This window comes from Thermogutta terrifontis (assembly GCF_002277955.1).
Taxonomy (GTDB): domain Bacteria; phylum Planctomycetota; class Planctomycetia; order Pirellulales; family Thermoguttaceae; genus Thermogutta; species Thermogutta terrifontis.
Window position 1 is genome coordinate 3,339,288 of the sequence record NZ_CP018477.1, and the last position, 15,363, is coordinate 3,354,650.

Below are 15,363 nucleotides of genomic sequence, written 5' to 3' on the forward strand. Positions count from 1 at the left end.
CAGCCCCATCATCGGGGCGGTCCTCCCGGTGGAAAGCCTCCGGGCGGGGGACCTCCTGGTCCTCCCGGTGGGCCAGAAGGCGGACCGCCAAAGCCAGACGGAGGTGGCCCAAACCCACCCGGTGAGCCCCCTCCGGATGGCCCGGCGCCTGGTGGCGTGCCGCCCCGACCGCCCTCGCCAGCGCGCGACCCACCTTCATCTCGGCCTGAGTCACCACCGCGGCCTGAGTCACCGTCGCGGCTTGAGTCACCGCCGCGGCCTGAGCCTCCCGACCGACCACCTCCCGGTGCCGCAGCACCGCCACCTCCTGACGGTGTCTGCTCCTCAGGTGCTTCCTCCATTCCTTCTTCCTCGGGCGTCATTTGCTCGCCGGAACTCGATTCGCCGGTGCTTTCGGCCCCCGCTGTGGCACCGAGAGTTCCGGTTTCGTGCGCCGCCGGTAAGTACACCACCGTGCGATACACATGATAGGCACTTGTATCCAGCAAAAGTCCGGAACTGGTACTCGCCATTCCGCTCACGTCCTGGGAAGACAGTTCCGTGAGTGCACCGGAGGCACCGGCGAACGTCTCTTCAAGGCCGGTTGATTTCGGCCGCAGATACAGGCGAATTTCCACCGCTTTGGGAAGACATCCCTGCGAACCCGAATCCCACGAGTCGGTCCATCCCGAGCCGTCAAAGTAAGCAAATTGAATCGCTGCCACTTCGGGAGCGATGGGCTGCAGCTGCTGGTCAATCGTGTCGAGCTCACCGCTTTGTGATGCCCAGACCGTAACCGCCCGGTCTAGTTCCCGCCGTACCAGACCGCCTTGTTCCTCAAATCCGGTTACGCCCGGCATTGTGGTGAACGAATAGTTGATCGTTTCCTCCGGTGAAACGACGAAGTAGGCCACCGTTTTCACATCGCTGACACGGTCGATGAAACGGCCTTCCGAGGACAACGTTATTTCCGAGGAGAGTTGATCCGGCCGCGGTAGTCGGCTGACATCCACCTCGATCCAGTCCGGCCCCCCATACAACCCCGGGACCGACCGGGGAAGCGTGGTCATGGTCCAATCTCCCCCCAGTTCACTCATGTTGCTTTCCCCGGTTGATTCCCCCAGCAATTCGCTGTCCAACCCTGAACTGCCGGCCAGCGACGCCAAATCACTTTGCGCCGCCTGGGTCACCAGACCGGGGATGAGCTTCTCAAAATTGACCGGATCATATGGCACCGCCCCACGGATGTCCTGGGCAATGCGTTCCAGTAGCGTACGGGCGAGTTGGGCTTCCTCCACCTGGGCCCGGGCCTTTTGAACTACCCGATAATGGAAGTCCACCGCAGCGCCCAGTGCAGCGAGAAGAATCGCGACCAACCCCAGGGCCACAATCACTTCCAGCAGCGTGAAGCCGCGGTTTCCCTGCACCCGGCCGGGACAATCCCGGTCGGGCCTGCCTTGTCTCACTCGAAGGATGCCACTTGGTTTAACCATAACTTTGCGAGACTTTCAACGTGCCAATACACGCCGCCGCAATCACTCGTTCAATGTTTCCGAGGACGCGGCGCCGCTCTCGCCGGAGCTGGTTGACGTCGCTGCCGCACTTTCCTCTTCGCCAGGTTGAGTAAACTCCATGGTCGGATCGAGCATCCATTGAGTCAGGCTGTACTGAACCGGATGGGCCACCACGCTCGGGTCCTGGGCCACGATGACCTGCACGCCAAGCAATCCATCCAACTCCAGGGGAGCAATGTCCACAGTGTACAGCCATCCCGGTTCGACCGTATCGTCGATGTCTTCCACGGGAGCATCGGCCACGGTTTCCAGCGGCAGGGCTCCGGCGTTAAGTTGCGCCAGAATCGCCTCCGCGATCAGCTGCGCCCGTGTGAGATCCCGCACACGAGCAGCGTTTCGATAGGCGTTGTAAACCAGTTGCCCGATCGCTGCCAGCGACGTCAAGAGAATGGCCAGGGCGAGGATTACTTCCAGGAGCGTGAAGCCCCAAGGGCCCCGCCTGCGGTAAGGCTTTCGGGCAATCGTTTTCACTGTGGCGCTCATGGCGAAGAGCCCTGTTGCCCGACCAATGTGGTGGTCCCTTCATGCTCTCCGTTGTAAGGATCTCCGACCAGCACGGAGCCGGTCAGTCCCCGCAGGGAGATGTCAATTCGCCGTCCGTACTCGTTTTGCAGCGTCAGAAGGGCCGAACTGGTCGATCCATCGGGAAAGAAAAAGATGGTTGTGCCAGATGAACTGCCACCTAAGGGTGCCGCTATACCCATCACCGATGCAGCAATTCCCAAACCGGTGACGCTTTCGGAAAAGGTTGCGCTCAGATCGGAGTCCATCACCTGGAGGTCGGCAAATGTGATCTTTTCCGGCAACTCTTTGCGACCAGCGATCACCGTCCCCAGCCCCGTGTCAGTACCCTGGGAACCCGGCAAGGGCAGAGCACCAGTGCTTCCACTATCAAGAGGCGGCAGCGACTGATCCACTTCCGTCACGCCACCCGATTGGATTCCCGCCTCACTCCACGGCTGGACTGCGTATCCGCTCCCTCCCAGTTCGCAGACGAAGCAGTAGATTTGACCACTGGCCATGGCTCGAGCGCGGGCTCGGGCCCATTCCGCCCGAATTTGATCGGCAGCCAACTGAAGTCGTCGGCCCGCCATTGGCTTCTGAATGGCCGTCAGGACCAATCCACCGATGATCACGACAAGTCCCAGAACGATGATGATCTCGACAAGCGTGAAACCCCGCCGTACTGGTCGCTCCCAACACGACTTCAGTTTGCGCCCTCGCCGTTGACTCTTTTTTCCTGCCAGAAGCGCACGGGCAAGTTTATCGACCAGTGAAACGGGGTCGCAAAGCACCATGACGGCGGTCTCATTGTGATAAAGGACCAAGCCATTTCTGAAAATCCAGTATTACTGGCCCCAATTTGTGATATCGTCCTCTGTTCCGTCCACGCCGTCGGGGCCCATCGACCAGATATCTGGCCGCCCTGTTGTGTTTCTCTGCGGCGGATACATGTACAAATACTCATGCTGCCAGGGATCCAGAGGCACGGCCTGCGCGTTGAGGTAGGGGCCATTCCATTTGGTAGGGTCGGGGAGATCCGCGGGTGGGGCGATCAAGGCATCCAAAGAGGGCGGATAGTCGTTGAGATCGAGATAGTACGCGTCACACGCCTGTTCAAACGCCTTGATCTGCGTCCGCGCGGCATTTTCGTATGCCCGACGCTGCATCGGAATGAGGTTCGTTACAGCCAGCGAGGCGATCACCAGGAGGATCGTCAACACGATGAGCACCTCGATGAGGGTCAAACCTCTCCGACGTTCCCGATTCATCCCTTTCCAAATGGTCCTTGGCTTCATCACAACGTTATCCTTTTCCCTTTGGTCTTCTTCTCTTCTCCGGCGGGAACACTCGTAGCGTCCCACCGATCCCTTTAAATCATCCCTCCAAAGATACTAACGCTCGCCAAGCGAAAACGCTTCGCCCCATTACCGAAGGGGATAATCCCCCAAAATTGGAGGCTGCTTCGTCTAGGTCGTCGTTTTGCCCCGACTGACGCCGATTTTGCCCGCTAAATCGCCTGACTCATCTTGAAGATGGGCAGGAGCAGCGCCACGACCACCACCAAAACGCCGGACGCCACCAGGAGCAACAGGATGGGCTCGAGTAACCGTACCCCCACGTCGAGCTGACGCCACGTTCTTCGCTCCAGGGCCTCCGCAATCTGAATGAGGACGGTTTCCAGGGTGTTGGCCTCTTCCGCCACCGAGATCATCTCGATAACCATAGGGGGAAAGAGCCGACAACTGGCCAGAGGCACAGCCAATCGCTGGCCCTGAGAGATACTCTTGGCGGCTTTCTGGATTGCCTCGGCCAAAAGGACATTTCCCGTCGCCTCGCTGGCAATCTCCAGGGCTCGCAGAATCTGAACGCCATTTCGCAGCAGGGTTCCAAGCACGCGACAAAAGCGGGCGACCGCGAAGTTGAGAACAATCGTTCCCAGAACAGGCACTTTAATGATGTACTGGTCCCATAAGCGGCGGCCCGATTCACTTCGCAGCCAGGCGCGAAGTCCCATAATCACCACAATTAGTCCGCCCGCCACCCAAAGCCCCCATGATTGGATGAAAGCACTAAACGAGAGCAGTCCTTCGGTTAACGCGGGCAACTCATTGCGGTTGCGGAGATTTTCGAAAAGTCCCTCGAACTTCGGTACAAGAAAAACCAGGAGTGCACTCACCACGATCGTGCCGATGACAATCAGCATGACGGGATAGGCCATCGCCCCTTTGACACGCTTCCGCAAGTCTTCGGTGGCTTCGGTAAATTCCGAGACGCGGTAAAGGGCCTCTTCCAGAAAACCACCTTCGGACCCCGCCCGCACCATGCTCACCGCCATCTCGCTAAAGATGTGCGGAAAGCGGGCCATGGCGTCGCCCAGTCCGGCCCCGTCTTCCACCCGCCGGGCCACTTCACCAAGAACCTCTTTGAGAACGGGATGAATCGACTGCGCCCGCACGATTTGCAGCGCCTTTAACAGCGGAACACCACTGCGAAGAAGATCGGCGAGCTGACCGTACACGACGGCCATCGTTTGGGCGGGCACCCGACTTCGTTGAAAAAGACGCCGGGGCGGAGCTTCCGCGCGGATCTCGACGGGATAAAGCTCCCGGCTGGCGATCGTGGCGAGCGCTTCCCGCTGGGTCGCTGCCTCAATCGACCCGGTCACTTTTTTGCCGCTGCTATCAACCGCGACGTAACTGAATTCCGGCATCTTGTCCCCGCACGAGAGGGCCTGACGAGCCTCACCCGTAACGTCGATGATTTACCGACAGTTTATTCCACTCAACTCGTTTAACATCCGCTGACGTCCAACAGCCCAGACGCTCCGTTTTGCGTAACGATCGGGATCTGCCATCCGTCCCATTACGCTGCACGGAAGACGAAACGGCTCAATGCTCATCCGGACGGGTGACGCGGTCGATTTCCTCTATTGTAGTCCGGCCGCTCAAAACTTTCCGCCAAGCGTCCTGACGGAGCGTGATCATGCCTTCTTCGATGGCGGCCTGACGGATCGCCCAACTGCTCGCCCGATCGTGCGCCAGCTCACGAATCCGCTCGCTGCTGACCAGGAGCTCAAAAATACCGATTCGGCCTTTGTACCCCACGTGCCGGCACGCCCGACAACCTACCGCCCTGTACAGCAAGACGCCTTCCTCGAGAATCTCCTTGGGGAAATCACGCGGCAGTTCCTCGGGTTTTGGCCGATATGGTTCCTTGCATTCCGGACACAGGGTGCGGACCAATCGCTGGGCCATCACCGCCTCGACGGTACTCGACACCAGAAAAGGCTCCACCCCCATATCGGTCAAACGGGTAAAGGCCCCCGCGGCATCATTGGTGTGCAGAGTGCTGAACACAAGGTGACCGGTGAGGGATGCCTGGATGGCGTTCTCGGCAGTCTCCAGATCGCGGATCTCACCCACCAGAATCACATCCGGGTCATGCCGCAGGATGCTCCGCAAGGAGTTAGCGAAAGTCAGCCCGATTTTGGGGTGCACCTGAATCTGATTGATTCCTTCCAACTGATATTCGACGGGGTCTTCAGTGGTGATGATCTTGATCGACTCGTCGCGAATCTCCAGCAGAGCGCTGTAGAGCGTGGTCGTCTTACCAGAACCCGTCGGACCGGTCACCAGGATGATGCCGTGGGGCAGGTTGATCAATTCGTGGAATTTCTGGTAAACATCCTCTTCCATGCCTAGCTTGCGGAGGTTGAACTCCATCGCCCCTTTATCGAGCAGACGGAGCACAACCCCCTCGCCGTGGATCATGGGGATGACCGAGACACGCACGTCCACCTCGCGACCTGCCACCCGCAATTGGATTCGGCCGTCCTGCGGGAGACGACGCTCCGCAATATTGAGACGGGCCATGATCTTGAGGCGGCTGATGATGGCAGCCTGGAAACGGTTGATCTCCGGGGGAACCGGCTGCGGATGGAGAACGCCGTCGATGCGGTAACGGATTTTCAGTCCCGAGGGCTGCGACTCGATGTGGACGTCGCTCGCCCGCAGTTCAATCGCCTCCAGCAGAATCTCGTTGACCAGGCGAACGACCGACGGTTCCTGGGCGAGCTGAGACAGCTCCGATCCATCTGTCTCAATTTCTTCCAGCAATTCGATCTGATTTTCTTCTTCCTGCTGACTCTGGGCGATCAGTTCGTCGATTGTCTCTCCGCCGACCCCGAGATAGGTCTTAATAAGCTTGGCGATTTCCGCCCGCGAGGCAAGGACGGGGACGACGGTTTTCCCCGTTGCGGTTGCTAGTTCGTCGAGGGGGTAAAGATTAAATGGGTCGCTCGTGGCAACCACCAGGGTGCCGTTTTCCTCCTTAATTGGGAACAGCGATTCCCGATAGATGAATTTCACCGGGAAATTTCGCAGAATGCTGGGATCGATTTTGACTTCCGAAAGATCGACGTACTCAATGCCGAGCTCTTCCCCCAGCGCGCGGAGCGCTTCCTCTTCCGTGAGCAACCCCAGCCCAACGGCCGCCTGATCGAGACGCCGTCCTTCGCCCTGATTGCGCCGGGCAAGCTGCAACTGCTGGGGGGTCAAAAGTCCTTTTCGCACGAGAATTTCACCGGCTTCCATCGAAACGTCACTCTTCGTCAAACGGCTTAGCCCCTGGGTGTCCGATTGCTCGGACCGCTGCGGAGAAAACGCGGACAACTCGTCGCCCTGACGAACCTCCATTCCCCGGATCTGCTGTCCGATCTCTCACCGTCTATTGCGGCGGTCGCTAAAAATGGCGACCGCCACCCGTTTGTTCCTCAGCAGCACGCCAACCAGGCAGGTCTAACCAAACGCGCTTCAGGTGGGACTGGCACGGAGGGGAATGTGAGCGAGCCCATTCGGTCACTGAGCCCGCTCATTTAACCATTGCTACCGAGCGAGCTCGCGCACTCGCCCCCACCACCACCCCATGCAATTTTACAGCCAGTCAAACCGCGAGGTTCCATAAATCCGAACTGAAACCTACTCCGATCACCGAGCGCCAAAGAATTGGGGCCCGTCCATTATTGCATTAGCATGATCACAATACTGATCATATCACTGATTATGGATCGGGCCCCGTGGCTCACTCAACTCCAGGGAAACTTATCGACGAGCCGATCAGGCTCCCCGGTTGCCGCCACCGCGACGGGCGCCCGGGCCACCCGGACCACCGGGGCCACCAGCCGGTGCCGGGAACAGTTCACTGAAGTCGATATCGATCTTCTCACCGATCATATCGTTCCACTTCTTCTTCTGTTCCTCGGTCAGCTGGCCCAGCACGGCTTCCTCCACCTTCTGCCGCATTTCACGGAATCGCTCGCGCATTTGGGCGGGATCGGGACGCTCGCCCTGTTGTGGCCGCTGGCCACGGAGTTCCTCACGAACTTTGTCCCGAGCCTCGCGAATCTTTGTGAGTTGCTCCTCGCTGATCCCCAACTCCTTCCGAACATCTTCCCGTTCCACGGCCAGGGCAATTCCACCCAACTGGAGCTGAATCTGGTTCAGCCGTTTCTGCTGATGGGGCAAAAGAACATTCTGGATGGCCTTGTTGGTCTCTTCCTGGAGCTGACGGAACCGCTGCGGGTCGCGCTGGCCACTTTGGAAGGCCTCCCGCATTTTCTCCCGTGCCTGCTCGCTGATCTTTTGCAACTGCGCCTTTTGGTCGTCTGTTAACTCCAGTTCCTTTTGGATTTTTTCAGACCGCAGGAGGAACTGGACGCCCATTCCACCGCCCGGGGCGAAACCGAAAGGTCCGCCCGGCCCCCGCTGCCCACCTCGTCCTCCCGGCGGCTGCGCGAGAGCCGTTCCCGCGACCAAAGCCAACCCCAAGCCAAAGACTAACACCGCTGTCCACGCGCGCATCCTCATCTGACAACCCTCCACATGTGCAACACGACACCTCTAAGAAGATCCTACGGGTCGGGTCTGATAGGTCTCTGCCGACCGGAGAGCGTCCACCGCTCTCCACTGGATATTAACCCGACCTCACCGTGAAAGTTCCGCACCGGTAACCGCGCAATTTTGTACCAATGAGATGGGAATGCATTCCCATACCGGGGGAAAGCTTAGACGCCGGAAGCCAGTGCCCGGGCCACATCCGTCCGGTATGCGATAAGGGCAGGCAGATAACCCACAATTGAGGCGAGAATAATCAGCCCCGGGACCAGCACCAGCTCGATCGGCTGGAAACTGAGGGCGGAAATCTGGACACCGGTTTCTTCAAAAATGACGCCGGAAAAAGCGCCGATCAGGCCGTGGCCCAAACAAACTCCGAAAGCCCCACCACCGAGTGACAGAAGGATCGACTCCAGGAGGATGACCGCCATCACCGTCGTCCGCTTGGCCCCCAACGCCCGCATGATCGCGATCTCCAGACGCCGCTCACTCATCGAGTTATAGATGCTCACCATCAGGCCAATTCCTGCCACAACCACAATGAGGACCGCGAAGATGAGCAGCACGGTCTGAATATTTCCGAGCAATCCTTCGAACAATTTGGCCACCTCTTCCGCGGGGATGACACACTGGACGCCTGGCTCTCTGCCAACAAGTTGCGGGAGAGCCAGCGCTTTGGCCGTGTTTGTCCAGTCACGCTTGACCAGAACCGCCGTCAGCAGCTTTTCGTTTTCGGTGTGAGTTGCCTCGGATTCCTCGTGACTCGAACCTGTTGCGGTGTTCTGTTCTTCGCCCTGGGTTTCCTCTTCAGAGCTTGCTGATGAATGCTGGTCGTGGAGATGGAGCTTCCAAAAGCCCTCGATATTGACAAAAATTCCCCGGTCATTGGGAGTCCCTGTTGGCTTCAGCACCCCCACGATGGTGAACTGTTCGGGGTGCTCGTGGCCACCCTGGCCGCCGAAGCCATGAGTAATGCGAAAAGTGTCTCCCACTTTGAGGCCCGCCTTCCGTGCCACAGTTGCCCCGATGACGGCCTCAAAAGGGGCATCATCCCGAAAGTTCCGCCCGTTTTCTTCGAACTCGTAGGGATGATCGCCCAGGTATCGGAATTCTTCAAACATTTCAGGAACCGTGGCGATCACCGGATAGCCTGCGTAGCTCCCGCCGATGCACACCGGAATGGCCGCCGCGACTTCGGTGGCGAACTGGCCGTGGTGAAGCTCCTCGTAAACCTGATACGGGATAGTCCCCCGCGGAGGCTGAAGGTAGTAAACGGTACTGAGTACCAGTTCCAAAGGCCCTCCCTTGGCGGAGCCGACGATCATGTCGTAGCCCTGAGAGCTGCGGCGGAACGAACGATCCAATACGTGGTAGATCACCAGGACCGCCACCACCAGGGCTACGCCCAGGGCCATCGAAAATGCCGTGAGCACCGACGCCACCGCACGATGTTGAATGCTTCGCCAGGCAATTTTCCAGAGAGGCATACCCGATGGATCTCTCCTCGATTTGTTTTCTCAACTGTCGGCTTGAACGAATTATGTGAAGTTTTTCGCCTGCTTCTTAGCGCCGCCGGTGGGAAAGAACCAGGTTAATATCGGGAAGATGAACAATGCGGGGGAACTGGCGGGCCACCTCGGGACTGTGCGTCACAAGGATGAGGGCCACATTTTCTTCCCGGCAACCTTCCCGCAACAAGTCCAGTACCGCCTGTTGGTTGCTGGAGTCCACATTAGCTGTGGGTTCGTCCGCGAGGATCAGTTTTGGGCGATTGGCAAGCGCCCGCGCCACCGAAACGCGCTGCTGCTCCCCAACTGAAAGCTGGCGCGGTTTGTGATGCAGTCGGTGACCCAGTCCGACGCGTTCCAAGAGCTGTTTGGCTCGTTTGACATCCGGCTTGCCCCGCCCGAACGTCATGCCCAGCAACACATTTTCCAGGGCGGTAAAAGCAGGCAGAAGATTAAAGGTCTGGAATACGTAGCCGATATTCTCAGCCCGAAATCGGTCACATTCCGCCTCGGAAAGGAGGGTGATATCCCACCCAGCGATACGGACCTGACCTTCATCGGGACGACTGATTCCCGCGATGATGTGGAGGAGCGTTGTCTTCCCGCACCCGCTTTCTCCCACGATGACAACCTGTTCCCCCGCTTCGACGGTGAACTCGGGAATATCCAGGATGGGGAGTTCCCCGCCGTCCGGCTCTCGGAACGACTTGCGGACATCCTGGAGGAGCAACAGAGGTGCTTGGTCTTGCGGAAATGTCATAAGGCCTACGCCTGTCGCTAGAAAGCCGCAAATTGAGCATCAGCTAACTAGACATTCTCACCCACCGATACGGTGACTCGACAAGGATGGTTCATTTCTCGAGCACACGGCCGGCGGGCGACGCCTGCCTCCGGACAAATTTTGCTGAGTCCGCCCCGGTTGCAGCACGTGGGGCCTCGATTAGGCCGATTTTACTCTCGACGAGGCAGCTTCGGAAACCCAGCCAGAACCACGGTTACCAGAATACCAAAAACAAACGACGACACGGCGGTTTCTACCAGGTGCGTCAGCCGAACACTCGCCGAAGGCATCAACGTGCAGCATACTTGGCGTAATGAGCTTCCGTTGTGGCCAACCCCGAACCGATTTCGACCCATTCCCACCTTAGTATGGGGCGGTGAGATGCCAAAGGTTCGATGCATGGTAGGGGCAATTCATGAATTGCCCCTACGGTTGAAAGAGAGTTGATACGAGCAGCTAAAGATCAGTCCGCGAATTGGAGTATCCAACGTCGACATGTGGACCGTACAAGCAGGTCCCTCCGAGCTGAAATGTCACTCCCGCGGAAGGTCTCGGCAAAGTCTGAGATTCTTACTGGCGGTAGAGAACAAGGGGAAGAGTCAGCGGACCGAGTTCGTTGTCCGGGCTACCATGCCTCGATCATCTGTCCACTCAAGAGGGATCACGCAGCACGGAGATCTTCGTATTGCAGCGAATGAAAACGCCGGTAAATGGCCGATCGCGCGAGCAACTCGTCATGGCTGCCAATGTCCACGATTTGGCCGTCTTGCATGAGCATCACGCGATCGGCGAGACCGATCGAGCTGAGCCGATGAGTGATCATGATCGTGGTCCGACCAAGAATGAATTTCTCCAGTGCCTCCTGAATGAGTTGCTCGCTTTCCACGTCGATCTGGCTGGTGGCCTCATCGAGGATAAGGATGGCAGGATCCCGAAGAATTGCCCGGGCCAGCGCGATCCGCTGGCGCTGTCCCCCGGACAGGCCTACCCCCATCGGACCAACAACCGTGTCGTAACCGTTGGGAAGTTGCTCGATGAAATGATGAGCATGGGCTGCCCGTGCCGCATCAACGGCCTGTTCATCGGTGGCGTGGGGCGAACCGTATTTGATGTTGTTGAGGATCGTATCGTGGAAGAGAACCGGCTCCTGGGTTACCAGGCCAATCTGCTTGCGGAGGGATCGCAGGCGGATATCCGGAAGCGGGACGCCGTCTAATCGAATTTCTCCCTGCTGGGGATCAAAGAACCGGGGAATAAGCCCCACGAGCGTGCTCTTCCCACACCCGCTTCCACCCACGATGACCAGGGTCTCCCCAAACGGAATCGTGAGGTTAATATCGCGAAGGACTGGCCGACCCGGCACATACCCAAACCAGACGTGGTCAAACACGAGGTGCTTCCGGTGCCGCGGGATCGATCGAGCGCCCGGCTTTTCCCGAACATCCGGGGCTTTTTCCAGAAGTGCGTAAACGCGATCGGTCGCCGCAAAGGCGGCCTGGAGGCCCGAGAAGACATCCGAGAGTTTTCGCACCGGATCAGCGGCTCCCGCCAGAAGGGCATAGAAGAGCACGAGTTCCGGCATGGACAGCGGTTGTGCGGAAATGGTGATCCCAAGAAAGGTCGTCTTCTGATGGAGAACAAGGTAGGCCCCGGCAATCATGGCGAGGCTGATGATGGTAATTCCGAGAACCTCGGTGACCGGATTGGTCAGCGCGTCGTACATTGCAATCTTCATGCCCTTGACATAGTAGCGCCGACACGTATCGAAAAAGCGACGCCGCTCATAGGGCTCCATGGTGAAGGCTTTGACGATCGGGAGGGCACGCAGTGCCTCCTCCAGGGTTCCATAAAGCTGGGCCATCTCCTCCATCGCCTTGCGATTGGCCTTTTTGAGAAGCCGGCCCAGACGCCAGATTGCCCAGCCCGCCGGCGGAACCACCAGCAAAGAGAAGACCAGAAGCGGCCAGCAAATGTAGGCTGCCGCAGCCAGACAGGCAAACATTTTCAGCGGCTCGCGAGTCATCTTGCCGAGCAGGATTGTCAATCCGCCGTGGATAGCGTTCATGTCGTGCGTGAATCGGCTCATCATCTGGGCGGCACTTTCCTGGCCTGGCCGATTGAGCTCCAATCGCAGCGCATGGGCAAAGAGCTGACGGCGGAGCTGAAGGATTGTTTGATGAGCAACTCGAGCCACCAAAATGGAGTTGGTCACCAGCGCAGCACTCTTCAAAACAGTGCCCAGCAGGAGTAAACCGAGAATAAAACAGAGTGTCGAAAAGGGATCTCGTGGAGTCAGACGCTGGATCCACGGCCGCAACCACTCGTACTGCCGTTGCCTAAGCTGGACCTGAGCCAGCTCCGCTTCAAGAGCCCGCGTTTGTTGGGAGAGCCCGCTTTGCGGAGCTTGTCGCGACCCCTGTGACCAAGCTTCCTGATTTGGGGTCGCCTCGCCCCGGGAGTGGGCAATCGCGGCAAGCTGCTCCTGGATGGCCTGCTGCGCCTGGCGGCATTCTTCGATTTTCAAGTCCACCCAGTAGTGAAGCGATTCCCCGCGGAATGCAACCTCCACAATGGGATAAATGGCCGAGATGTTGCCTCCCCACAGGACCCCCACGACCAGGGCTGTGACACTCACGCCCAAGAGCGCCAGGGGCTGTCGCAGGACCAAGCTCAGAATTTTCCCGAAGTTCTTCATGGACGAACAAAGAATTGGCTGGTATCGAAAAAGACGGAGCCGCGATAGGAACGGCACTTCTCCGCTGGGATTTTGGTCGGCAAGTCTTTCAAATCAGAGGTGTTTTACCAAATTCGCCGAAATCTCAAAAGATCAAACATCGAGAGGGTACCAGCGCGAAAGAGTCCCATAGGCCAGGTGCAACCGAACCCTCGGAGGGACGCCTCCCACAACGTCCGTTAAACTCGGAGGGGCACGCTTGTCGTGCCCCGGGGAGGTGGCATGGTTGATCCAACATCGGAAGAGCGGGCCGTGCAACGCCTTCGTCCATCGCAGGGATTGGAGGGCCCGGTTCCACCCAGATCAACGGCAAGGTGGTGAAGGCTAAAGCCTTCACGAAAAAGCGGCGATAAATCGCCGCACTCCATGGAGTGCGGAGCTTTAGCCCCGCATTCCGCGCGGGACTTCAGTCCCCGTGGAAAGGCGAGGGATGATCGAACGTCAAACGGCGGACCCGACGAGCGGGTCCCTCCGACGTTGTAGGGGCAATTCATGAATTGCCCCTACCGGAATGGGAGTGAATTCGGATGGATCATCGAAGGTTGACAAGCGGACGTGACAAGCACGTCCCTCCGGAAGAGGTCCCTCCGTTGTGTGGACCTGACGATTGGGTCCCGCCCGATTTCGAGAAGCCGGGCCTCAAGGCACCATGAGAAATCGCGTGAGGTCTTCAGGTTCGCGCGGCGGCCCTCAGCTTGGCACTCCGTGCCCGCGGATTGGCCGCCACCTCTTCTTCGCTCGGCGTAATCGGTTTTTTGGTGAGAACCGTGTACCGGGGATCAGATTTGAACGCCTCTTTAACCAACCGGTCTTCCAGCGAATGGAAACTGATCACCACAAGGCGTCCTCCAGGTCGGAGCACGTCGGGATAACGCCGTAGGGCCGTTTCTAACGCGCCCAGCTCGTCATTAACCGCAATCCGCAACGCCTGGAAAGTGCGAGTTGCGGGGTGGATGCCACCGGACCGATGCCGAGGCACAACGCGGCAGATGAGTTCCGCCAGATCGCGTGCTGTTTTGATCGGGCTCTTTTTGCGTTCTTCCACAATTCGGGCAGCAATCCGCCGAGAAAAGCGTTCCTCCCCATACCGGTAGATAAGGTCGGCGAGGGCTTTTTCCCCCATCCGGTTGATGAGCGTCCACGCGGGTTCCCCGGAGGTTGGGTCGAACCGCAGGTCGAGCGGTCCATCCGCCTGAAAGCTGAAGCCGCGGCTGGCGTCGGCCAATTGATCGCTCGACATCCCCAGGTCGAGCAAGATACCGTCCACCGTTTCTACATCCAGTTCGTCTAATATTTCTGGCAAATCACGGAAATCACCTTGCACAATCCGGACCGGCAGGGCCGCCAAATTCTTTTCCGCGCGATGCACGGCTGCCGGATCGCGGTCCAAAGCGATGACGGCGCCCCCCGGCCAAACCCGCTGAGCGATTAGGCGTGTGTGGCCACCCCCTCCTAAAGTAGCATCCACGATGACCTGCCCAGGTTGCGGATGCAGAAATTTCAGAACTTCCTGAGGCATCACCGGAATGTGGCAACTTTGGGCAGAGACATCCATGGCTCACTGAAATCAGCAAAGGTTCAACGCGGTGGCGGGAAGCGGGGCCTGGAGCTGCGGGAAATGAACAAGGTGCGATCTCCCTTGGGCCTTCACCTTCCCGGTTCCATTGTAACGCGGTCTTTGAGTGGGAAAACGCCAGCCCGTTGGACGCCGACTCGTGGATAAGAAAGCCTCCCCCAGAATTCTAGCGGTTCTGGACGTATCAGAGGTAATCGGCGAAGAGTTCTCGCGATGGCCGTGGGATGACCACCTCTGACACCAACAGCCCTCTGGATCGGGCTTCCTCCGCTCCGGCCGATACTCCCGCGCGAACGTCGGCCACCGAGCCCGTCATGAGAACCAGGCCTTTTCCTCCCAAAGCCATGGCGACGTGAATTCTGAAGAGGGTGACGCGAGCGGCCTTGGCTGCCCGATCGGCGGCCGCCAGAGCTGCTGTGCCACTGAATGTTTCGATAACCCCCAGAGCCCCCGCGTGATCGCGATCAAGAACGACCGATTGCCCCAGGGCCGGAAATACCGATTCGTGCACGTTCGGGATCAAAAGTTCGTCGATGACGGAATCCCGCGCTGCGGCGAGCCCCGCCTGCAAAGCCGCCTGGACGTCGCTGACCAACCCACCAACGATGATGAGGTATTTACCTGAGCAAATGGTCCTAGCGATGAGAAGGTCCACAGAGGCTGCCTTCAGCATCACGTCTTCCACTTCGTAGCCAACGCCGACGCTCGACAGTTCAACGGCCGCGATGGCTCGCCCGGTGGGTTGAATTTCTGCCATCGTTGTCTCCTTTTCCTTTCTATATTCCGATGCTGTGGCGGCAGGGCGATTTCAAACCG

General features: G+C 58.6%; 12 protein-coding genes. All 12 read right to left on the reverse strand.

Annotated features, from left to right (window positions below):
• Nucleotides 1–8: 8 nt before the first annotated feature.
• The 12 genes from THTE_RS12380 to THTE_RS12435 all read right to left on the reverse strand — a co-directional run bounded on the left by THTE_RS12380 (nt 9) and on the right by THTE_RS12435 (nt 15,304).
• Complete coding sequence (locus THTE_RS12380) at nt 9–1,445, reverse strand: prepilin-type N-terminal cleavage/methylation domain-containing protein (protein WP_168175852.1); 1,437 nt, start codon at nt 1,443–1,445, stop codon at nt 9–11.
• 69 nt (nt 1,446–1,514) lie between these two features.
• Nucleotides 1,515–2,036 carry a type IV pilus modification PilV family protein gene (locus THTE_RS12385; RefSeq protein ID WP_095415729.1) on the reverse strand — a complete coding sequence of 174 codons (522 nt, stop codon included), beginning with the start codon at nt 2,034–2,036 and terminating at the stop codon, nt 1,515–1,517.
• Nucleotides 2,033–2,851, reverse strand: coding sequence for a pilus assembly FimT family protein (locus THTE_RS12390; RefSeq protein WP_095415730.1), 819 nt, complete (start codon nt 2,849–2,851; stop codon nt 2,033–2,035). The genes THTE_RS12385 and THTE_RS12390 overlap by 4 nt, the downstream gene beginning before the upstream one ends.
• Before the next feature lie 51 nt (nt 2,852–2,902).
• Nucleotides 2,903–3,352: a type II secretion system major pseudopilin GspG gene (gene gspG / locus THTE_RS12395; protein WP_095415731.1), complete on the reverse strand. Its 450-nt coding sequence runs from the start codon at nt 3,350–3,352 to the stop codon at nt 2,903–2,905.
• A gap of 212 nt (nt 3,353–3,564) precedes the next feature.
• Nucleotides 3,565–4,767 (reverse strand): type II secretion system F family protein, encoded by a 1,203-nt coding sequence (locus THTE_RS12400; protein ID WP_095415732.1) that lies wholly within the window; start codon nt 4,765–4,767, stop codon nt 3,565–3,567.
• Between the two features lie 178 nt (nt 4,768–4,945).
• Nucleotides 4,946–6,751: a type II secretion system ATPase GspE gene (gene gspE, locus THTE_RS12405; RefSeq protein WP_237260135.1), complete on the reverse strand. Its 1,806-nt coding sequence runs from the start codon at nt 6,749–6,751 to the stop codon at nt 4,946–4,948.
• Between the two features lie 420 nt (nt 6,752–7,171).
• On the reverse strand, nt 7,172–7,921 hold the full coding sequence (locus tag THTE_RS12410) for a nucleoporin Nup88 family protein (RefSeq protein WP_095415733.1): 750 nt from the start codon (nt 7,919–7,921) through the stop codon (nt 7,172–7,174).
• Between the two features lie 197 nt (nt 7,922–8,118).
• Complete coding sequence (locus THTE_RS12415; protein ID WP_095415734.1) at nt 8,119–9,435, reverse strand: ABC transporter permease; 1,317 nt, start codon at nt 9,433–9,435, stop codon at nt 8,119–8,121.
• A 76-nt stretch (nt 9,436–9,511) separates the two neighbouring features.
• Complete coding sequence (locus THTE_RS12420; RefSeq protein WP_207651708.1) at nt 9,512–10,216, reverse strand: ABC transporter ATP-binding protein; 705 nt, start codon at nt 10,214–10,216, stop codon at nt 9,512–9,514.
• A 682-nt stretch (nt 10,217–10,898) separates the two neighbouring features.
• Nucleotides 10,899–12,905 (reverse strand): ABC transporter ATP-binding protein, encoded by a 2,007-nt coding sequence (locus THTE_RS12425; protein ID WP_168175853.1) that lies wholly within the window; start codon nt 12,903–12,905, stop codon nt 10,899–10,901.
• 736 nt (nt 12,906–13,641) lie between these two features.
• Nucleotides 13,642–14,526 carry a 16S rRNA (cytosine(1402)-N(4))-methyltransferase RsmH gene (gene rsmH, locus THTE_RS12430; protein ID WP_095415736.1) on the reverse strand — a complete coding sequence of 295 codons (885 nt, stop codon included), beginning with the start codon at nt 14,524–14,526 and terminating at the stop codon, nt 13,642–13,644.
• Between the two features lie 205 nt (nt 14,527–14,731).
• Entirely contained in the window at nt 14,732–15,304 is a 573-nt protein-coding gene (locus THTE_RS12435; RefSeq protein WP_095415737.1) for a BMC domain-containing protein, read from the reverse strand.
• Nucleotides 15,305–15,363 lie beyond the last annotated feature (59 nt).

What these genes read in the sequence shown, in the direction of transcription:
- THTE_RS12385 (WP_095415729.1), bottom strand. Translation starts at nt 2,036, where the DNA reads ATGAGCGCCACAGTGAAAACGATTGCCCGAAAGCCTTACCGCAGGCGG.
- THTE_RS12390 (WP_095415730.1), bottom strand. Translation starts at nt 2,851, where the DNA reads ATGGTGCTTTGCGACCCCGTTTCACTGGTCGATAAACTTGCCCGTGCG.
- gspG (WP_095415731.1), bottom strand. Translation starts at nt 3,352, where the DNA reads ATGAAGCCAAGGACCATTTGGAAAGGGATGAATCGGGAACGTCGGAGA.
- THTE_RS12400 (WP_095415732.1), bottom strand. Translation starts at nt 4,767, where the DNA reads ATGCCGGAATTCAGTTACGTCGCGGTTGATAGCAGCGGCAAAAAAGTG.
- gspE (WP_237260135.1), bottom strand. Translation starts at nt 6,751, where the DNA reads ATGGAGGTTCGTCAGGGCGACGAGTTGTCCGCGTTTTCTCCGCAGCGG.
- THTE_RS12410 (WP_095415733.1), bottom strand. Translation starts at nt 7,921, where the DNA reads ATGAGGATGCGCGCGTGGACAGCGGTGTTAGTCTTTGGCTTGGGGTTG.
- THTE_RS12415 (WP_095415734.1), bottom strand. Translation starts at nt 9,435, where the DNA reads ATGCCTCTCTGGAAAATTGCCTGGCGAAGCATTCAACATCGTGCGGTG.
- THTE_RS12420 (WP_207651708.1), bottom strand. Translation starts at nt 10,216, where the DNA reads ATGACATTTCCGCAAGACCAAGCACCTCTGTTGCTCCTCCAGGATGTC.
- rsmH (WP_095415736.1), bottom strand. Translation starts at nt 14,526, where the DNA reads ATGGATGTCTCTGCCCAAAGTTGCCACATTCCGGTGATGCCTCAGGAA.
- THTE_RS12435 (WP_095415737.1), bottom strand. Translation starts at nt 15,304, where the DNA reads ATGGCAGAAATTCAACCCACCGGGCGAGCCATCGCGGCCGTTGAACTG.